Raw genomic sequence first — 20,372 nt, forward strand, 5'->3', positions numbered from 1 at the left:
CACACGACCCCCGGTCTCCCAGGAGATCGGGGGTCGTGGGTTTTGGGGCGATCCACCGCGAATGTGCGTCCAGATCGCGGATCGGGTGGCGGAGACGCGCTACGTGCACACTCGCGGCGTGGGGAGACCGACGGCTTCCCGCCACAAATGATCTTGATTAGCCACACAATCGAGTTAGGGTAACCGAACTCAAAACGTCCAGCACGCTGACCAGCAAATTCAGCGCCGCAGGCCGAAGTAATTCGTAGCAACGCTAAGTTGCTGGAACGGTTTTGGGCGGCTAGCGTCAGCGGCGTGACCAGCACCCGATCCGCCGGCCCGACCACGCGTCGGCCGCTTGCGCGATCCCTGCTGCTGGCCACTGCGTTCGTTCTCCCGGCGGTGGCGCTGCGTCTCGCGGGCGTCCACCCGAACCCCGTCGTCTCGCTGTTGGCATTCGGCGCGGCTGTCGTCGCCGCAAGCTTCGTGCTGGCCTGGGCGGCCGAAGCAGCGCAGGTCGACGTGTCCGGTGGCCTCGCCATCGCCGTTCTGGCCCTGATCGCGGTGCTGCCCGAATACGCCGTCGACCTCTACTACGCCTACGTCGCCGGCCACAACGCCGAGTACGTGCAATACGCCGCCGCCAACATGACCGGCTCCAACCGGCTGCTCATGGGTATCGGCTGGCCGGTCGTGGTGATCGTCGGTCTGTACGTCGCGCAGCGGATGTCGGCCGGCAAGAGCAGCAAACCGATGTTGTCGCTGGAACCCGGCAACCGCGTCGAGCTGGGCTTCCTGCTCATCGCCGGACTCGTCGCGTTCATCATCCCGACGACCGGCCGCATCCACCTGGTGCTCGGCGTGGCACTGCTGGCCTGGTTCGGCTTCTACCTCTACAAACTGACGCGCGGGGAGCCGGAGGAGCCCGAGCTCGTCGGTACTGCCGCGGCCATCGGCGCGCTGCCCGACCGGGCTCGCCGCATCACCGTCGTGACGTTGTTCGCGGTATCGGGTGCGGTCATCCTGATGTGTGCGGAGCCGTTCGCGAACAGCCTGGTCGACGCGGGCACCGAGCTGGGTGTCGACCGCTTCCTGCTGGTGCAGTGGCTCGCGCCGCTGGCCTCGGAGGCCCCGGAGTTCATCATCGCGACCATCTTCGCCGCGCGAGGGAAGAGCACCGCGGCCATCGCGACCCTCATCTCATCCAAGGTCAATCAGTGGACGCTGCTGATGGGCTCGCTGCCCATCGCCTACCTCGCCGGCGGTGGCGGCACCGAGCTGGTTCTCGACGGCCGGCAGGTCGAGGAGGTGCTGCTGACGGCCACCCAGACCATGATGGGCGTCGCGCTGATCCTGTCGCTGCGGTTCCACCGGGCGACGGCGTGGCTGCTGCTGGCGCTGTTCGTGGTGCAGTTCCCGATCACCTCGACCACCGGCCGCCTGGTGCTGTGCGGCGTCTACGGCGCGCTGACGGTGGTGGGCCTGATCATCAACCGTCGTCACATCGTCGCGACGCTGCGGGCACCGTTCAGCGCCGGCGACGACGACGTCGACGGGGTGCGGTTCGACGGCCGGGAGCTGTCGATCGTCGGTCGCTGACCGCGGTGACGAGCGGCGCGAGCCGGCGAGTCCAGGATGAAGTCCGCGGCGCGCGCGGCCATCGCCATCGCAGGCGCATTTGTGTTGCCGGACAACATGATCGGCATGATCGACAGATCGGCAACCCGTAGACCGTCGATGCCGCGGACCCGCAATTGGTCATCGACGATGTCGTCGTCGTCCGGTCCCATGCCGCAGGTGCCGATCGCGTGGAACCCGGTCAGCCCCTGCGTCATGGCGGCGTGCAGGAGTTCGTCATCGGATTGGGTCTCGGGGCCGGGCGTCAGCTCCGTGGCGATGAGGTCGGCGATGGGCGACTGCTGGAACACCTCGCGCATGGCGCGCAGGACCCCGATGGCGGCGGTCCGGTCGTGGGCGGTGGCCAGATAGTTGGGGTCGATCATCAAAGGGTCGTCCGGGTCGGGCGAGCTGATCCAGACGCTGCCCTCCGACGTCGGGCGCAGAATCTCGCCCATACAGGACACGCCCGGCAGACGCTCGACCGTGCCGCCGACGCCGGCCAGTGTCAGCGCGGTGACGAGCATCTGGCCGTCGACGCGGGGCTGGTCGGGGGCGGTCTTGAAGAACGCGAGCACGTCACCGGTCGGTGCGGCCAGTGGTCCCCGGCCGGTGGCGGCGTATCTGACGGTGGACCGGACCTTGCCGCACGTCGTCGACAGGTGCCGGTTGTGCCCGATGTTCCGATTGAGTCGGTAGGTGTTCACCAGCGTCCGGTGGTCGCGCATGCGCCGCCCGACGTTCGAGCGTTCCAGGTAGCACGGCACGCCGGCGGCCGCGAGCACGTCGCTGGGCCCGATTCCGGAGAGCTGCAACAGTTTTGGTGATCCGAGCGCGCCCAGCGTGAGGATCACTTCTCGATTCGCCCGCACCACCGTCGTGAGTCCGTCCATCCGGAGCCTCACCCCCGTGGCGCGGCCTCGGGTGAACTCCAGTCGCTCTGCCGTGGCGCCGGTGAGCACCTGCAGGTTGGGGCGGGCGCGCACCGGGTCCAGGAATGCGGTGGCGGCGCTGACCCGTCTGCCATTGTGGATGGTCGCGGGCGAGAGTCCGATGCGTGGCTCGTCTGTTTCGTTCAGGTCGCAGAGGGGCCGCAGGCCGAGGCGGGTACCGGCGGCAATCGTCGTCAGCGCGAGCGGGTCGGGGTCGCGGACGACGCTGATCGCCAGTTCGCCGCCGAACCCGCGCGTGGACGACTGACCGATGGTGTTGTGTTCGAAGCTTCGGTACGCGGCGAGGATGTGGTCCCAGCCCCAGCCGGGATTGCCCAGCTGTTCGAGCTCGTCGAAGTCGGCTTTCTGGCCGCGGTTGTAGACCATGCCGTTGACCGAGCTGGACCCGCCGAGGACCTTGCCGCGTGGCCACAGTTCGCTGGTGCCGTGCGGGCCGAGGGGAATGGTCTGGTGCTGCCAGATGTACCGCGGGTCGCCGAACAAGCGGCTGCCGAGTTTGGGGACGCGAAGGTAGGGGCTACGCGCAGGGCCCCCGGCCTCGATGAGGAGTACCCGGTTGCGGGGATCGGCGGACAGGCGATTCGCCAGCACACACCCCGCCGTCCCGGCGCCCACCACGAGGTAATCGAATGTGGCCATCGCGACCTCCGGTCGGCGTCATCAAAACTTTGCCAAAACTACAGTCGCAAGCTCGCGACATCGACAGATAGTCGCATAGATCTGCAAAATATGTCGATTAGATCTGCTTCTGGCGATTAGCTGAGAGTTTGCCAAAATTGCAGGAATAGCAGAATATCGGCCGTCGTCCGAGCGTTGCCGACCGGCGTCAGGTGGTTGTCGACGCCGCAGAATTCGACACACCCACCTTCTTGACAGGTGTCAAGTCACCTGTCGTAGAGTGCCGTCATGCAGATTCGCCAGCACGTGGGCAGCGGGAAACCGGCCGTGATCTTGCACCCGTCCGGCACGGTGGTGACGTTCGACGAGTTGGAGGCCCGGGCCAACCGGCTGGCGCATCACTTCCGGGCCAACGGGCTCGTCGAGGGCGACGTCGTTGCCATCCTGATGGAGAACAACGAGCACATGCATGCGGCGATGTGGGGCGCGCGGCGCAGTGGCCTGTACTACGTGCCGATCAACATTCACCTGACGCCCGCCGAAGCCGCCTACATCATCGAGAACAGTGGCGCCGCCGCGGTGATCGGTTCGGCGGCCCTCAGTGACACGTGTGCCGGCTTGGCCGAGCACCTGAAGGGTGGGCTGCCCAAGCTGCTCATGATCGCCGACGGTGAGCTGCCAGGCTGGGATCGCTACCCGGAATGCGTTGCGGCCTATCCTGATACGCCGATCGACGACGAGATCGAAGGTGACCTGCTGCAGTACTCGTCGGGCACGACGGGGCGCCCGAAGGGCATCAAGCGCGAGCTGACGCATCTGCCGCCGGCCGAGGTGCCCGGGCTCATGAAGATGCTGATGAGCTTCTGGCTCCCCAAGGATGCCGTCTACCTGAGCCCGGCGCCGCTGTACCACACCGCGCCCTCTGTGTGGTCGATGCAGATTCAGGCCGAGGGCGTCACCACGGTCGTGATGGAGAAGTTCGACGCCGAGGGCTGTCTGGACGCCATCGCGCGCTACGGCATCACGCACGGCCAGTTCGTGCCCGTGATGTTCACCCGGATGCTGAAACTGCCGCAGTCCGTGCGGGATTCGTACGACCTGTCGTCGCTCAAGCGCGTCATGCACGCCGCCGCCCCGTGCCCGGTGGAGATCAAGAAGCAGATGATCGACTGGTGGGGCCCGATCGTCGACGAGTACTACGCGTCGTCCGAGGCCATCGGCTCCACGCTGATCACGGCCGAGGACTGGCTGACCCACCCCGGGTCGGTCGGCAAGCCCATGCTGGGCGTCCTGCACATCCTCGACGAGGACGGCAACGAGCAGCCGCAGGGCGTACCGGGCGAAATCTATTTCGAGGGCGGGAACACCTTCGAGTACCTGGACGATGCCGAAAAGACCGCGGCTTCAAGGGATGCGCACGGCTGGGCGACCGTCGGCGACATCGGCTACCTCGACGAGGACGGCTACCTCTACCTCACCGACCGCCGGCATCACATGATCATCAGCGGCGGTGTGAACATCTACCCGCAGGAAGCGGAGAACGTCCTCGTCACGCATCCCAAGGTGATGGACGCCGCGGTGTTCGGTATTCCCGATGCCGAGATGGGCCAGAGCGTGAAAGCGGTTGTGCAGACCGTGGATCCGGCCGACGGTACCGAGGAGTTCGGCGCGGAGCTGCTGACCTGGTTGCGGGACCGGCTGACGCACTACAAGTGCCCGCGGTCCATCTCGTTCGAAGCGCAATTACCGCGGACCGACACGGGCAAGCTGTACAAGCAATCGCTGATCGAGAAGTACTCTGTGTGACGTGCCCACTGGCGGACCGTTTTTCGAGGACCTCAGCATAGGTCAGGTTTTCGACTGGGCGCCCGGCATGACGCTCACGGACGGTGCGGCGGCGGTACACCAGGCCATCGTCGGTGACCGGATGCGGCTGCCGTTGGACGCCGCTCTGGCTGCCGCGGTCACCGGATCACCGCGGGCGCTGGCGCATCCCGCGCTGGTGTGCGACATCGCGATCGGTCAGTCGACGCTGGTGACCCGACGGGTCAAGGCGAATCTGTTCTACCGCGGGCTGCGGTTCCACCGCTTCCCGCACATCGGCGACACCATCACCACCCGTACCGAAGTCGTTGGGCTAAAACAGAATTCAGCCAAGCCGGGCCGGCCGCGTACGGGGCTGGCCGCGCTGCGAATGATCACCATCGACCAGGACGGCCGCACGGTGCTCGATTTCCACCGGTGCGCCATGCTGCCGCTGCGCGACGACGCCGACGACACCGGCCACGCCGACGACCTCAGCACCATCGGCAGTGCCACGCCCGGGCTCCCGGACCCGACTTCGGAGTGGAATGCCGACGCGTGGCGCTCGGGGGCGCCCGGCGAGAATTTCGATCCGGAGCTCGCCGGCCAGGTGTTCACCAGCACGGCCGACGTCGTCAGCAGCGCCCCGGAACTGGCCCGCCTGACCCTCAACGTCGCTGCCACGCACCATGATTCGCGTGTGGCCGGCACTCGGCTGGTGTACGGCGGGCACACCATCGGCCTGGCGCTGGCCCAGGCCACCCGGCTCCTGCCGAACATCGTCACCGTCCTGGGCTGGGAGTCCTGCGACCACACCGGCCCCGTGCACGAGGGCGACACTCTCTACAGCGAGTTGCACGTCGAGGCCGCGCACGAGACGCCGGGCCGCGGCGGGACACTCGATCTGCGGTCCGTGGTGTTCGCGGTCGACGCCGACGGATCCGACCGGCAGGTACTGGACTGGCGGTTCAGCGTCCTGCAGTTCTGAGCATTGTCAGAATGGCGGCGTGAGCGCGTTGCGGTTGTCCGATCTGGGCAGTGACCCGGAGTCGGTGCTGCGGCTGGTCCGGTTTTTCGACGACCTCGATGCCTCGGGTGTCGACGGGGTGCTGGAGGCGGCGCAGGTCGTCGCCGGGTGTCCCGTCCACGTGCGGTGGGACGGCTCGGCACCAGAGGTTTGGCTGGAGCGCGACGCCCCGGCGCACCCGTTGGACGCCGTCCTGCTCGACAGGGTGCGGCACACGCTGGGTGACATCGGCGCCCGGGTGCCGCCCAGCTTCGGTGACCCGGCGCTGGTCGAGGTGGTGCTGTCGAGCCGGGAGCGCCCCGAGGACCGGGCGCGGGCGATCAGGCTGCTGGGGCTCGACGAGTCCCGCGAGGTCAGGGTGCTGGCGGTGTCGGCACAGTCGTCGCCGGAAGCGTTGCGGGTCATCACGTCGGCCCTGACCGCGGTGTCGGTGCGGACCGCGGACCTGGGCACCGCGACGGCGGTGGTGTGCCAGGGCCGGACCGACACGCGTGCGCTGTCCGACGAGCTGGACCAGGCGATCGTCACGGCGTTCCCGGCGCCGTTACCGGTCGGCGCCGACCGGGGGCCGTGGGTCGGTCTCGGGGCGGCCGGCGGCGTGTTCGCGGCGCCGACCTCGTGGTCCCAGGCGCTGCGGGCGCTGCGCTTCGCGTCGTCGACCGGTTTCGGGCGACGTGCCGTCGCCTACGAGCGGTTGAGCGCGCTCGAGCTGCTGGCCGAGCTGCCACCCGAGGCCACGCGCGGCAGTCACGCGCTGGCCCGCATCAACGAGATCGCCGCGACGCCCACCGGCCGGCTGCAGGTCGAGACGGCCGAGGCATTCTGCGTGTTCGGTTCGCTGCGACGGACGGCCGAGGAACTGCACGTGCACCACAGCACCGTGGCGGCGCGGCTGGCGCACATCGAATCCCAGCTGGGCTGGGATATGGACGATCCGCTGGACCGGTTCTCGGCGACCCTCGTGCTGATGATCCGCCGGATCGCGCTGTCGTCGGCGGAGCTGACGGACTGAATGGCGCGCGAGCGTGCAGCTAGATCGCCGATTTTCGAGATCTCGCTCTCTGGCTGCACATTCGCGGGTAGTCGCCGCGCTCGGCCGACGATCGTCGGGAAATATCCCTCCAAGACGCGACGTATGTCGGATGACCCGACATCGTTGGGTTCGTGATGATGGCCACACAAGCGTGAACAGCCCACGCTCAGTCACAGACTCAAGGAGTACCCACATGGCCGTCATCGACCCCACCAAGACCTGGGAACTGGTGGAGGAACGCCTGTCGCGCACCACGAACGAGCGCCACCGCCAGGTGCTGGGCATCGTGCTCGAACACATGAAGGCGGAGGCCGTGCCGGACATGGATCGTCTGATGGCCACGTTGTCCCCGAAACCGGATTACCACTTCTGGTACGCCAACACCGACATGGGCCCGAAGACCACCGAAGGCGTGCGCGCCTATTACGAGGCGTTCGTGGCCAGTGGCGCGAATCATCTGGTCTTCGAGGTCGATCGCCTCGCCGTCGACGATGATCTGGTGATGACCGAAGGCTGGATGAAGATGATCTACCCGGGCGCGTCCGCGCAGGCCATCGGTGTGGACGTCGACGACCCGAACGGCGACTACCTGCTGGTGTTCCGTCAGCTGATCAACTGGCCGATCGACGCCGACGGCCTGATCATCGGCGAGGACGCGTACCAGACCGGCCCGGTCAGCGTCACCAAGCTCGGTGTGGCAGACCTGCCGCAGGCGTACATCGACCAGAAGGCCGCCGCCGCCAATGCCTGAACGCCGCGAGGACATCGCAGCCCTGCTGCTCGACCGCCTCGGCGACGAGCGGCTGGGGCTGCGGACCCGGGACCAGGACTGGACCTGGGACGAGGTGGTCCGCGAGTCCGCTGCCCGCGGCGCGTACGCCGCCGAACTGCGGGCTGACGGGCCGTTCCACATCGGCGTCCTGCTGGACAACGTGCCCGACTTCATCTTCTGGTTGGGCGGCGCCGCGCTGTCCGGGGCGACGATCGTCGGCATCAACCCGACGCGCGGCAACACGGAACTGGCCGGCGAGGTCCGCCATGCGGACTGTCAGCTGATCGTCACGGATTCGGCTGGGCGGGAACGGCTTTCGGGCCTTGACCTCGGGCTGACGCCCGACCGCATCCTCGTCGTCGACGACCCCGCCTACCAAGAAGCGATTTGTGCACGAAAATCCGCGGCCGGCGCGGAAAATCGTGCACAAATCGCTCCTGCGGAGGGCGTCGGCGCCGAAACGCTGATGCTGCTGCTGTTCACCTCCGGCACGACGGGCGCGTCGAAGGCCGTCAAGTGCAGCCAGGGTCGCCTGGCGTGGATCGCCTACTCGGCGGTGGACAAGTTCAACCACGTCCGCGACGACGTCGACTACTGCTGCATGCCGCTGTTCCACGGCAACGCCATCATGGCGCTGTGGGCCCCGGCGCTGGCCGTCGGCGCGACCGTCTGCCTGACCCCGAGCTTCTCGGCGTCCGGCTTCCTGCCCGACGTGCGGTATTTCGGCGCGACGTTCTTCACCTACGTCGGCAAGGCACTCGGCTACCTGCTGGCCACCCCCGAATTGCCCGACGACGCCGACAACCCGCTGAACCGCGGGTTCGGCACCGAGGCCTCACCGGAGGACCAGGCCTATTTCAAGCGCCGATTCGGCGCGGAGCTGTACGAGGGGTACGGCTCCAGCGAGGGCGGCGGCGCCGTCGTACTCGACCCGAACCAGCCCGAGGGGGCACTCGGCCGTCCCGCCCATCCGGGTGTCGCGATCATCAACCCCGAAACGATGATCGAGTGTGCCCCGGCGGTTTTGGACCGGCACGGCCGCATCCTCAACCCCGACGACGCCGTCGGCGAGATCGTCGACAAGCTCGGCACCAAGAAGTTCGAGGGCTACTACAAGAACGACTCCGCCGACGCCGACCGCATCCGAAACGGCTGGTACTGGACCGGCGACCTGGGCTACCTCGACGAGAACGGCTTCATCTACTTCGCCGGCCGGCGCGGGGACTGGATTCGGGTCGACGGCGAGAACACATCGGCCCTGTCGATCGAGCGCGTGCTGCGGCGCCATCCCGAGGTGATCGCCGCCGGGGTATACGCGGTGCCGGACCCCCGCTCGGGCGATCAGGTGATGGCGGCCATCGAGGTCGCCGACCCCATCCTGTTCGACGTCGACAAGTTCGTGCAGTACCTGAACGACCAGGACGACCTCGGCAAGAAGGGCATGCCGCGATTCCTGCGGATTTCGGATTCGTTGCCGGTCACCGGCTCCAACAAGGTGCTCAAGCGCGAACTGCAGGCGGACAAGTGGCACACCGACGAACTGGTGTACCGCTGGGTGGGTCGGGGCGTACCGGTTTACGGCCTGATGTCGGACGATGCCAAGCGCGCGTTGGACGATGAGTTCACGCAGTACGGACGGCAGCGATACCTATAGGGAGTTTGGGCATGACGGACTGGGACTCGACGGTTGACGTGCTGGTGGCGGGCTCTGGTGGCGGTGGCGTCACCGGTGCCTACACCGCCGCGCGTGAGGGGCTCGAGGTGCTGCTGGTCGAGGCCACCGACAAGTTCGGCGGCACCACTGCCTACTCCGGTGGCGGTGGCGTGTGGTTCCCGTGCAACCCCGTGCTGCAGCGGGCCGGCACCGACGACACCATCGAGGATGCACTCGAGTACTACCACGCCGTTGTCGGCGACCGGACGCCGCGCGAGCTGCAGGACACCTACGTCCGCGGCGGGGCGCCGCTGATGGAGTACCTGGAAGCCGATCCCAACATCAAGTTCGACATGCTGCCCTGGCCCGACTACTTCGGGAAGATGCCCAAGGCCCGGCTGGACGGTCAGCGGCACGTTGCGGCGCGTCCGCTGAAGATCGAAAAGGCGCCTGCATTCAAGGAATTGGTGCGCGGCCCGCTCGACAACGACCGGCTCGGCGTCCCGCAGCCCGACGACTACTTCATCGGCGGCCGGGCGCTGATCGCCCGCTTCCTGGTGGCGCTGAAGCAGTACCCTTCGGCGACAACGCAACTCGACACCGCGCTGGTCGAGCTGGTCACCGAGGACGGCGCCGTCGTCGGTGCTGTCGTCGAGACCGACGGGGTCCGCAAGGCGATCAGGGCGCGCAAGGGCGTGCTGCTCGCGGCCGGCGGCTTCGAGGGCAACGACGAGCTGCGGCACAAGTACGGCGTGCCCGGCGAAGCGCGAGACACCATGGGGCCCTGGGGAAATCTGGGGCAGGCGCATGAGGCGGGCATCGCCGTCGGCGCGGATACCGACCTGATGGAGCAGGCCTGGTGGTCGCCCGGCCTGACGCATCCGGACGGTCGCAGCGCGTTCGCGCTGTGGTTCACCGGCGGCATCTTCGTCGACCAGGACGGCAAGCGGTTCGTCAACGAATCCGCGGCGTACGACCGCATCGGCCGCGTCGTCGTGGACCGGCTGGCCAAGGGCGAGATGACGTTGCCGTTCTGGATGATCTACGACGACGGCGAAGGCGGAGCCGCCGGCGTTGTTCCTCCAATAAAAGCGACCAACGTGTCGATGGTCGAGACCGAGAAGTACGTCGATGCCGGGCTGTGGCACACCGCCGACACCCTGGAGGAGCTGGCCGTCAAGATCGGCGTCCCGGCCGAGCAGCTCGCCGCGACCGTCAAACAGTTCAACGAATACGCCGACGCCGGCTCCGACCCCGACTTCGGCCGCGGCGACGAGGCCTACGACCGTGCCTTCTCCGGCGGCGCCTGCCCGATGGTCCGGATCGACAAGGCGCCGTTCCACGCCGCCAAGTTCGGCATCTCCGACCTGGGCACCAAGGGCGGCCTGCGCACCGACACCACCGGTCAGGTGCTCGACACCGCCGGTAACCCGATTCCCGGGCTGTACGCGGCGGGCAACACCATGGCCGCGCCGAGCGGCTACGCCTACCCGGGCGGTGGCAACCCGATCGGCACCAGCATGGTGTTCTCCCACCTGGCGGTGCTCGATATGGTCAAACGAGAGGCTTCGTAAGGGTCCTGGTTCCAGGGCTCGGCGAATTGGAAAGGGGCACAAGATGACTGAGGCCGAGGTCCGGCATATCGATGCCGGCGTCGAGATGACGCGGTTCGCGCGCGGCTGGCACTGCATCGGGCTGGCCGAGTCGTTCCGGGACGGAAAGCCGCACTCGGTGCAAGCGTTCGGGACCAAGCTCGTGGTGTTCGCCGACTCCACCGGTGCCATCAAGGTGCTCGACGGGTACTGCCGCCACATGGGTGGTGACCTGTCGCAGGGCACCGTCAAGGGCGACGCGGTGGCGTGCCCGTTCCATGACTGGCGTTGGGGCGGGGACGGCAAGTGCCAGTTGGTGCCGTACGCCAAGCGCACGCCGCGGCTGGCCCGCACCCGGGCCTGGCAGACCACCGAGGTCAACGGGCAGCTGCTGCTCTGGCACGACCCCGAGGGTTCGACGCCCGGGCCGGAGCTGACCCCGCCGACCATCGAGGGGTACGAGGAGGGCCAGTGGTCGCCGTGGCAGTGGAACTCGCTGCTGATCGAGGGGTCGCACTGCCGCGAGATCGTCGACAACAACGTCGACATGGCGCACTTCTTCTACATCCACCACGCCTACCCGACGTACTTCAAGAACGTCATCGAGGGCCACACCGCCAGCCAGTTCATGGAGTCCAAGCCGCGCCCGGACTACGCGACCCGCGAGCTGTGGGACGGCACGTATCTGCGTTCGGAGGCCACGTACTTCGGGCCCGCGTACATGATCAACTGGCTGCACAACGATCTCGCCCCGAACTTCACGGTCGAGATCGCGCTGATCAACTGCCACTACCCGGTGACGCACGACTCGTTCGTGCTGCAGTGGGGAGTGGCGGTGCAGAACAATCCGGCGCTGCCGGCGGACAAGACCGAGAAGCTGGCGGCGTCGTTGAGCCGCAGTTTCGGCGACGGCTTCATGGAAGACGTCGAGATCTGGAAGAACAAGACGCGCATCGAGAACCCGCTGCTGACCGAGGAAGACGGTCCGGTCTACCAGCACCGCCGTTGGTACGAGCAGTTCTATGTCGACGTCGCCGACATCAAGCCCGACATGGTCGCCCGCTTCGAGCAGGAGGTCGACACCACGCACGCCAACGACCTGTGGCACGAAGAGGTCGCCAGGAATTTGGCCAACCGCACTCCGGTGGGCAAGGCGCACGCCGTCCAGTAGTCGCCGAAAAGCACTGAGCCGCCCTCGTTTCCGAGGGCGGCTCAGTGGTCAGATCGGGGTGTCGGACTCAGCGGGCGGGGCTCAGCGGGCCGGGTGCGCCTGCGGGCTCTGCACGATGGCGGCCAGCTGGCCCAGGTTCTGCAGCTTGTCCATGTCCGGAGCGGACGGGACGGGGACCGCGGAGAACGCGGGCAGCACCGGGTCGGCCGGCTTGTCCTGCAGCATGCCGAGGGCCATGTAGCCGGCCACGCCCAGACCTGCTGCCGTCAGCACCACCACAGCGGTGGAACGCCGGAACAGCTGCCGCAGGGGGCCGATGTTTTCGGTCGTCTGATGGGTCAGGGTGGTCATTGCCGTGCCTCTTCTCGGTGAAGATCACGACCGAGGTGGTCGTTGGTCTGTTCAACAACCATGCGCCCCGAAATGCTTCCCCGCAAGGGTTTATTTGATCGGCTAATATTTCAAAAACCGTGCATGACCTGCATAAACATCGATTAGATAGTATAATCTAAGTAACGAAGATCACGTTCGGGCGGCACCTGGCGGGCGGGATCGTCAGTGCCGCAGCGGGTTGCGGCAGCCGCATCAGCGGTGCTGGTGCGCGATGAGTTAGCCGTCGGGGCTAGCCGACGACGGCCGGGTTCAGCAGCGGCCGCAGGAACTCGACCTGGCTGGCAAAGAACGCCCGGGCCACCTGGGTCTTGGCGGCGACGCCGTCGAACCCGTGATAAGCGCCCGGCACCACTTCCAGTTCGCACGGCACGCCCGCCGCCCGCAGCCGCTCGGCGTACTCGACATCCTCGTCGTGGAAGACATCGAAGGTCCCGACCCCGACCCAGGCCGGCGGGAGACCGGACAGATCGGCGCGCCGGGCGGGGACGGCCACCGTGGGGTCGGCGCCACCGAGATACGCGCGCCAGCCGAAGCGGTTCGACTTCTGGGTCCACAGCCGGTGTCCCGGATGGTCCAGTCCGGGCCGGCTGCCCGACCGGTCGTCGATCATCGGATACACCAAAAGCTGTGCTGCCAGGGGTATTTCACCGCGGTCATGCGCCAGCTGCGCCAACGCCGCGCTCATGCCGCCGCCGGCGCTGGCGCCGCCGACCGCCACCCGTGCCGGGTCGACAGCCGGCAGGTCGACCAGCCAGCGCAGCGCCGTGTAGCAGTCCTCCAGCCCGGCCGGATACGGATTGTCGGGCGCCAGCCGGTATTTGACCGCGGCCACGGTGATGCCCAGGGCGTCCGCGAAACGCCGGCACAGCGCGTCGTCCTGCGCCGGGCTGCCGATGACGTAGCCGCCGCCGTGAATCCACAGCAGCGCGCCGCCCCGGTCCGCGCCGGTGGACGGGCGGTGCAGCCGGATTCCGACGCCCGACGCCAGCGTCAGCACCTCGACGTTGTCGGGGGTGCGGCGTTCCTGCAGGTCGGACAGTACGCGGACGAACCGGAGGTTCCACGGCGTGATGGGGCTGCGCGGCATGAACCGCGCGGCCCGCGCCAGCTCGGGGTGGAAGTCGACTGTTTGCGAGAGGCCCGGCATCCAACCGACATTACTGATCGGCGCGCGTCCGGGCGGGACACGCCTGCAGTTCACACACAGGAAACTCGTTGTCCTGCGCGAAACTGAGCATCAGTGTTCACTGAAACGCTATGACTTCCACGCCGCACAAGCATGCCGAGCCACCCGGTCTGACGGCCGAGGACGCGGGCTACCACCACACCCTCAAACCGCGTCAGCTGCAGATGATCGCGATCGGCGGCGCCATCGGCACCGGCCTGTTCCTGGGTGCCGGTGGACGGTTGCACAACGCGGGGCCGGGGCTGTTCCTCGTCTACCTGATCTGCGGCGGGTTCGTCTTCCTGATCCTGCGGGCCCTGGGCGAGCTGGTGTTGCACCGGCCGTCGTCGGGGTCGTTCGTGTCGTACGCGCGGGAGTTCCTCGGGGAGAAGGCGGCTTATGTCGCGGGCTGGATGTACTTCCTGAACTGGGCCATGACGTCGATCGTCGACTCGACCGCCATTGCCACCTACTTCCACTACTGGTCGGCGTTCGACGCGATCCCGCAGTGGCTGATCGCGCTGATCGCCCTGGCCATCGTGCTGAGCATGAACCTGATCTCGGTGACGCTGTTCGGCGAGCTCGAGTTCTGGGCGGCCCTGATCAAAGTCGTCGCGCTGGTGACGTTCCTGGTCGTCGGCACGGTGTTCCTGGCGGGCCGCTTCAAGGTCGACGGTCAGTCCACCGGCTTCAGCGTCATCGCGGACCACGGCGGCCTGTTCCCGACCGGCCTGCTACCACTGGTGGTGGTGACCTCGGGCGTCGTCTTCGCTTATGCCGCAGTCGAACTCGTCGGCACCGCGGCGGGTGAGACGGCAGAACCGCACAAGATCATGCCGCGCGCCATCAACTCGGTGATCTTCCGCATCGCGCTCTTCTACGTCGGCTCGCTGGTGCTGCTCGGCCTGTTGCTGCCGTACTCGGCGTACAAGCCGGGGGAGAGCCCGTTCGTCACGTTCTTCTCGAAGATCGGTTTCGAGGGCGCCGGCACCCTGATGAACGTCGTCGTGCTCACCGCGGCGTTCTCCAGCCTGAACGCCGGGCTGTACTCGACCGGCCGCATCCTGCGTTCCATGGCGATGAACGGCAGCGCCCCGAAGTTCACCGGCGTCATGTCGAAACGCGGTGTGCCCTATGGCGGTATCTGCCTGACCGCCAGCATCGGCCTGCTCGGTGTCGTGCTCAACGGCGTCGTGCCGGCGCAGGCCTTCGAGATCGTGCTGAACATGGCGGCGCTGGGCATCATCGCGTCGTGGGCCACCATCGTGATCTGTCAGTTGCAACTCTTCCGCTGGTCGCAGCGCGGTGAGATCGCCAGGCCGGCGTTCCGGATGTGGGGTGCGCCGTACACCGGATACGCCACGCTGGCATTCCTGGCCGCGGTGCTGGTGCTGATGGCGTTCGACAAGCCGGTAGGCACCTGGACGGTGGCGACGCTGGTGCTCATCATCCCGGCGCTGATCCTGGGCTGGTACGCGGCGCGGGGCCGGGTCCTGGCGATCGCCAAGGAGCGCGAGGGCTTCACCGGCCAGTTCCCGGTGGTCGCCAACCCGCCGCCACCGGGCGAACGTCAACCTTGACGCGTTGACGTTTACCGCCGGCCGATTAGGGGTTTACTTGGCTGGTGGAGATCATGTCGCCGACCGATGCCATGTTCCTGCTCGGCGAATCGCGGGAGCATCCGATGCACGTCGGCGGCCTCCAGCTGTTCACCCCACCCGACGGGGCCGGGCCCGAGTTCCTGCCCGAGCTCTATCAGGACATGTTGGCGCACACCAACTTCAACCCCACCTATCGCAAACGCCCGGCGCGGATTCTGGGCGGCATCGCCAGCTTCGGTTGGGCCTATGACGACGACGTCGACGTCGACTACCACGTGCGGCGCTCGGCGCTGCCCCGGCCGGGAAGAGTTCGCGAGCTGCTCGACCTGTGCGGACGGCTGCACACCAGCCTGCTGGACCGGCACCGACCGCTCTGGGAGACGTACCTGGTCGAGGGACTCGAAGACGGCCGGTTCGCGGTCTATTCGAAGGCCCACCACGCGCTACTGGACGGGGTCTCGGCGCTGCGGATGGCGATGCGCACGCTGTCCGACGACCCGGCCGAGCAGGAGGTGCGGGTGCCGTGGGACCTGCCGTCCCGCAAACGGGCGCCGAAGCAGAGCCCGTCCCTGATCGGTTCGGCGGTGGGTGCCGTCGGCGCGGCGGCCGGTCTCGCGCCATCGGCGTTCCGGGTGGCTCGCGCGGTGTTGTTGGAGCAGAACCTGACCCGGACGTTCAGTGCGCCGAAGACGATGTTCAACGTCAAGATCGGTGGCGCCCGGCGGGTGGCGGCGCAGTCCTGGCCGATCGCCCGGATCAAGGCCGTCAAGCAGGCCGCCGGCGGCGTCACCGTCAACGACGTCGTACTGGCCATGTGCGCCGGTGCGCTGCGGGCCTACCTGCTCGAGCAGAACGCCCTGCCCGACGCGCCGCTGATCGCGATGGTCCCCGTGAGCCTGCGGTCCGAGGCCGACGCGGATGCCGGCGGCAACCAGGTCGGCGCGCTCCTGTGCAACCTGGCCACCGACGTCAAGGATCCGGCGACGCGGCTGCAGACCATCGCCGACTCGATGCGCGGCAACAAGCAGGTGTTCTCGGGGCTGTCGAAGACGGAGTCCATGGCCCTGTCGGCGCTGCTGCTGTCCCCGATCGCGCTGTCCGCCGTGCCGGGTTTCGTCGACGCCACCCCGCCGCCGTTCAACATCGTCATCTCGAACGTGCCGGGGCCGCGGGTGCCGATGTACTGGAAGGGCGCCCGGCTCGACGGGAACTATCCGCTGTCGATCGCGCTCGACGGGCAGGCGCTCAACATCACGCTGGTCAACAACGGCGACAACCTCGACTTCGGGTTGGTCGGCTGCCGGCACAGCGTGCCGCACCTGCAGCGACTGCTGGGCCACCTCGAAGACTCGCTGACGGACCTGGAGGCGGCGGTCCGCTAGCCGCCGAACGTGAAGAAGATGGCGACTTTTCGCGGATTTCTCGCCATCAAGTTCACGTTCGGCGCGCGCCTTACAGCGGCGGCGGCGCCCAGGGCAGGGTGATCGGGGCCAGACCCGGGATCTCGAGCACGTGCGACGGCGGTGCCGGCTCGGCGGGAGCTGCCGGCTCGGCCGGGGGCGCCAGCGGCGGATGCGCCGGGTTGTCGACGGGCGAGGCCGGCGGCGCCGGCGGCACGGTCGTGTCGGTGACCGCCGGACTCGGTGCCTCGGCGGTATGAGTCACCGCCGACGAGGACGACGACGAAGACGACGGCGCCACCGCTTCGGCACTCGGCGCGACCGCCGGAGCCGCGGCGGTGGTCGGGGTGTTGCTCGTCGGGGCGACGGTCGTGGCGGTGGTGACGGGCGCCTGTGCCACCGGGCGCGGGGCCACCGGAGCCGGCACCGCGGTCGCGCCGCCCGGGGCCTTGATGCTGCCGGTCATCGGGCCGGGTGTCCGCGGTGCCAGCGTGCAGAGCACCTGGTGGCTGCCAGCGGACCAGCTGGCCGGCCCGATGGGCCGGTGGTTGACGGTCAATGCGCTGGCGGACAAGGTCTTTGGTGCCAGATACGCGGCGGCCATCGTGAGGCAGGCGGGTCGCAGTACATCCTCCTGGTCGGCGTCCGAGGGCGGCGGGCCGTCGTGGAAGTGCGCGCCGAGGTCGATGGGACCGACGACCTCGACCGAGTGCGGCTCGGCGCAGTCCACGGGTACGAGGCCCGTCTGACCGCCCTTCATGTCGGCGCCCAGGCAGGTGCCCGGCGGCCACACCCGGGACTGGTCCTGCTCGGCGACCAGCCCGCGGAACGGCAGCTGCTCGCCATTCGGGCCGGGCAGCTGCAACCCACACAAGGAGATGTGTGATCCGGCACCCTCGGCACCCACCGAGCGCAGCAGGCCGTACGCGAACCGGCCGTTGGGGTCGTAGCGCGGTCCGAGGTACCGGCGGCCCGACACGGCGCAGGATTCCTGGTCGCCGTCGCCCTGGACCGAGTTGACGACCTCGAACAGGTGCGGGCTGCTGCACTGGACGAAGGCGGGGCGCTGTGGCGGCTCCGGTTGCCAGGTCAGGCAGCTGCCGGCGTGCGCGCTGCGGAAGACGGCGTCGGTGTGGTCGGCTTCGGTCGCGCCGCCGGCGGACGGGCCGACAGCGGCCACGGTGACCACGCCGGCGATCAGCTGGGCGCACAGCAAAGCCGCTAGCAAAGCGCGGCGTGGCGCCCAGAACTTGACCGATAGCACACTCATCGGTGCCTAGCGTGACATATTCGGCCGATCTACGCAGCTTGGCGGATCGATCTCCACCGAGTCTCTACCGTCTCGTGACGGGCGGAGGACTACTTGAGCAAAGGGTCGCGGGGCAGTCCGAGAATGCGTTCGGCGATGGTGTTCCGGGTGATCTCCGAGGTACCGCCGGCAATGGTCATGGCGCGGTAGCCCAGGTAGGCCTGGGTGAGTGTGGGAGTTTGCCCGGTCACGGCCGCGGGACCGGCCAGCTTCATGCCCAGCTCCGTCTGCCGCTGCCCCTGCTCGGCGACGACCAGTTTGGTGACATTGCCCTCGGGTCCCGGACCGGTGCCGGCGATCGCGCGGCTGATCCGTCGCAGATTCAGCAGCCGCAGGGTGTGTCCCTCGGCGATCACCGCGCCGGCGCGGTCGCGCAGCCCGGCCGCCTGCTCCGGCGGTGCCGCGTCCAACAGGGCGACCAGGTCGTCCGCGCTGAAGCCGGATTGCGCGCCGGAGCCGCCGCCGATCGACAGGCGCTCGTTCCCCAGCGTCGCGCGCGCCACCAGCCAGCCCTTGTTGACGTCACCGATGACGTCGGCGTCCGGGACGAACACCTCGTCGAAGAACACCTCGTTGAAGTGGGCGTTGCCGGTCAGGCCCTTGAGGGGGTTGACGGTCACGCCGGGCGCCTTCATATCGATCGCCATCATCGTGACGCCGGCGTGCTTGGGAGCATCGGGATCGGTGCGCACCGTGGCCAGACCCCACTGGCAGTACTGGGCCAGGCTGGTCCATACCTTCTGGCCGGTCACCAGCCAGCCGCCGTCGACCTTCTTGGCGCTGGTGCGCACGGCGGCCGCGTCCGAGCCGGCCTCGGGCTCGGAGAACAGCTGGCACCACATGATCTCGCCGCGCAGCACCGGATACACCCAGCGCTCACGCTGGTCGTCGGTGCCGGCCTGGGCGATGGTCAGCGTCACCCAGCCGGTGATGCCGAGGTCGGGCCGCTCGACGTCACGGAACTCCTCCTCGATGGCCAACTGCTCCAGCACGCCCGCGTCCCGGCCCCACGGCTTGGGCCAGTGCGGCACCAGATAGCCGGAATCGACAAGGAAGTCCCGCTGCTCGTCCTCGGGCAGTGACCGCAGCGTGGCGACGGCATCGCGGGCGGCGGTGCGGTATTCGGCCGCTTCCTCGGGGAGGGCGAACGATGCGCCGTGGGCCCGGCCGGTGCGTTGTCCGTCGACCACATCGGCCAGCGGGTCGGCGCCGTCCGCGGTCAGCGCGGACAGCGTGAGGGCGCGGCGCAGATACAGGTGTGCGTCGTGTTCCCAGGTGAAGCCGATGCCGCCGTGCAGCTGAATGTTGTTCTCGGCGTTGAAGACCTGGCTGTGGATCGCCTGGGTGGCGGCCACCGCCGCGCCGAACCAGGCGTCGTCCAGATCGTCGGCGCGAGCCGCATCCCACGCTGCGGCGGTGGTGAGTTCGGCCGCCACCAGCATGTTGGCGGCGTGGTGCTTGACGGCCTGGAAGGTGCCGATGGTGCGGCCGAACTGCTCTCGCACCTTGGCGTATTCGACGGCCATTTCCAGTGCCGCCCAACTGATCCCGACGGCCTCGGCCGCGGCCAGGATGCGAAAAGCGGTGTGCGCCTTGGTCGCCGCATCGCGGATGACGGCGATCGCCTCGGCCTGGTCCAGCGTCACCGAGCCGATGCTGCGCGTGGTGTCCGCGCTGTCGAGCGGGGTGACGGTGACGCCGGTGGCCTGCGCGTCGACGACCACTACGTCGTCGCCGGCGACCAGGACCAGCAGCGCGGCATCGGGGGCGCCGAGCACCGTCGGGCTCTCGCCGAACACGGTGTGGGCAGTGCTGTGAACGTGGCCCGACAATCCCAGCGCGGCGACGGTGCTGCCATCGGCCAGCCCGGGCAGCAGCGCGGCACGCAACTCGTCCGTTCCGCACCGGTCGATGACGACGGCCGCGGCGACGGTCGGCAGGAACGGCCCGGGACACAGGTCGCGGCCTTGCGCCTCGAGTACCACCGCCAGCTCGGGCAACCCGAACCCGGACCCGCCGAACTCCTCGGGGATGGCCAGGCCCTGCCAGCCCAGATCCGCCGCGGCCGTCCAGAAACCGGCGGGATGCGACGGTCCGCCCTCGAGCGTGGCGCGGGCGGCGGCCCGGCTGCCGAGCCGGCGCAGCAGTCCCGTCGCCGAGTCCGCGAGGTCGTTGTGGTCGTCGGTGATCGCCAGCGCGGAGGTACCCATGGCTCGACTGTAAGCACGACGGTACGGCTTCGAATAGGTCCTGACCAGCTGTGATGCACTTCACAAATGAACAGT

The 20,372-nt window shown here is 68.2% G+C and carries 15 protein-coding genes; 10 read left to right on the forward strand and 5 right to left on the reverse strand.

Features of this window, described 5'->3' with window-relative positions; all coding sequences use genetic code 11:
- The first annotated feature begins 294 nt into the window (after positions 1–294).
- On the forward strand, positions 295–1,578 hold the full coding sequence (locus tag ACJH6H_RS10140) for a sodium:proton exchanger (protein WP_318984805.1): 1,284 nt from the start codon (positions 295–297) through the stop codon (positions 1,576–1,578).
- On the opposite strand, the gene ACJH6H_RS10145 is transcribed toward ACJH6H_RS10140, so the two are convergent.
- Positions 1,479–3,188, reverse strand: coding sequence for a GMC family oxidoreductase N-terminal domain-containing protein (locus tag ACJH6H_RS10145; RefSeq protein WP_318984804.1), 1,710 nt, complete (start codon positions 3,186–3,188; stop codon positions 1,479–1,481). The two genes, ACJH6H_RS10140 and ACJH6H_RS10145, sit on opposite strands and share 100 nt — an antisense overlap.
- A gap of 267 nt (positions 3,189–3,455) precedes the next feature.
- On the opposite strand from ACJH6H_RS10145, the gene fadD4 reads away from it, so the two are divergent.
- From fadD4 to ACJH6H_RS10180, 7 genes are all read left to right on the forward strand, one after another.
- A complete protein-coding gene (fadD4, locus tag ACJH6H_RS10150; RefSeq protein ID WP_318984803.1) occupies positions 3,456–4,973 on the forward strand; it encodes a fatty-acid--CoA ligase FadD4 in 1,518 nt (505 codons plus the stop codon).
- A 1-nt stretch (position 4,974) separates the two neighbouring features.
- The gene (locus ACJH6H_RS10155; protein ID WP_406774774.1) at positions 4,975–5,958 is read left to right on the forward strand and encodes a MaoC family dehydratase; all 984 of its coding nucleotides are present in this window, start codon (positions 4,975–4,977) and stop codon (positions 5,956–5,958) included.
- Between the two features lie 19 nt (positions 5,959–5,977).
- Positions 5,978–7,009, forward strand: a complete 1,032-nt coding sequence (locus tag ACJH6H_RS10160; RefSeq protein ID WP_318984802.1) for a helix-turn-helix domain-containing protein — start codon at positions 5,978–5,980, stop codon at positions 7,007–7,009.
- Between the two features lie 214 nt (positions 7,010–7,223).
- Complete coding sequence (locus tag ACJH6H_RS10165) at positions 7,224–7,781, forward strand: nuclear transport factor 2 family protein (RefSeq protein ID WP_318984801.1); 558 nt, start codon at positions 7,224–7,226, stop codon at positions 7,779–7,781.
- Positions 7,774–9,456 (forward strand): AMP-binding protein, encoded by a 1,683-nt coding sequence (locus tag ACJH6H_RS10170; protein WP_406774775.1) that lies wholly within the window; start codon positions 7,774–7,776, stop codon positions 9,454–9,456. Before ACJH6H_RS10165 ends, ACJH6H_RS10170 begins: the two co-directional genes overlap by 8 nt.
- An 11-nt stretch (positions 9,457–9,467) precedes the next feature.
- A complete protein-coding gene (locus tag ACJH6H_RS10175; RefSeq protein ID WP_318984799.1) occupies positions 9,468–11,030 on the forward strand; it encodes an FAD-binding protein in 1,563 nt (520 codons plus the stop codon).
- A 43-nt stretch (positions 11,031–11,073) separates the two neighbouring features.
- Positions 11,074–12,219, forward strand: a complete 1,146-nt coding sequence (locus ACJH6H_RS10180; protein WP_318984798.1) for a Rieske 2Fe-2S domain-containing protein — start codon at positions 11,074–11,076, stop codon at positions 12,217–12,219.
- Between the two features lie 81 nt (positions 12,220–12,300).
- Here the strand turns inward: ACJH6H_RS10180 and ACJH6H_RS10185 are convergent, their stop codons facing one another.
- Together ACJH6H_RS10185 and ACJH6H_RS10190 are read right to left on the reverse strand one after the other, a co-directional pair.
- Positions 12,301–12,570, reverse strand: coding sequence for a hypothetical protein (locus ACJH6H_RS10185; RefSeq protein ID WP_020103427.1), 270 nt, complete (start codon positions 12,568–12,570; stop codon positions 12,301–12,303).
- A 271-nt stretch (positions 12,571–12,841) separates the two neighbouring features.
- Positions 12,842–13,759 carry an alpha/beta hydrolase gene (locus ACJH6H_RS10190; protein WP_318984797.1) on the reverse strand — a complete coding sequence of 306 codons (918 nt, stop codon included), beginning with the start codon at positions 13,757–13,759 and terminating at the stop codon, positions 12,842–12,844.
- Positions 13,760–13,869: 110 nt separating this feature from the next.
- On the opposite strand from ACJH6H_RS10190, the gene ACJH6H_RS10195 reads away from it, so the two are divergent.
- Together ACJH6H_RS10195 and ACJH6H_RS10200 are read left to right on the forward strand one after the other, a co-directional pair.
- A complete protein-coding gene (locus ACJH6H_RS10195) occupies positions 13,870–15,357 on the forward strand; it encodes an amino acid permease (protein ID WP_212807951.1) in 1,488 nt (495 codons plus the stop codon).
- A 44-nt stretch (positions 15,358–15,401) separates the two neighbouring features.
- Positions 15,402–16,760 (forward strand): WS/DGAT/MGAT family O-acyltransferase, encoded by a 1,359-nt coding sequence (locus ACJH6H_RS10200; protein ID WP_406774776.1) that lies wholly within the window; start codon positions 15,402–15,404, stop codon positions 16,758–16,760.
- Positions 16,761–16,830: 70 nt separating this feature from the next.
- On the opposite strand, the gene ACJH6H_RS10205 is transcribed toward ACJH6H_RS10200, so the two are convergent.
- Together ACJH6H_RS10205 and ACJH6H_RS10210 are read right to left on the reverse strand one after the other, a co-directional pair.
- Positions 16,831–18,048 carry a septum formation family protein gene (locus ACJH6H_RS10205; RefSeq protein ID WP_406774777.1) on the reverse strand — a complete coding sequence of 406 codons (1,218 nt, stop codon included), beginning with the start codon at positions 18,046–18,048 and terminating at the stop codon, positions 16,831–16,833.
- 89 nt (positions 18,049–18,137) lie between these two features.
- Complete coding sequence (locus ACJH6H_RS10210) at positions 18,138–20,297, reverse strand: acyl-CoA dehydrogenase (RefSeq protein WP_406774778.1); 2,160 nt, start codon at positions 20,295–20,297, stop codon at positions 18,138–18,140.
- Between the last annotated feature and the right edge of the window lie 75 nt (positions 20,298–20,372).

Source organism: Mycobacterium sp. SMC-21 (genome assembly GCF_045310825.1).
Taxonomy (GTDB): domain Bacteria; phylum Actinomycetota; class Actinomycetes; order Mycobacteriales; family Mycobacteriaceae; genus Mycobacterium.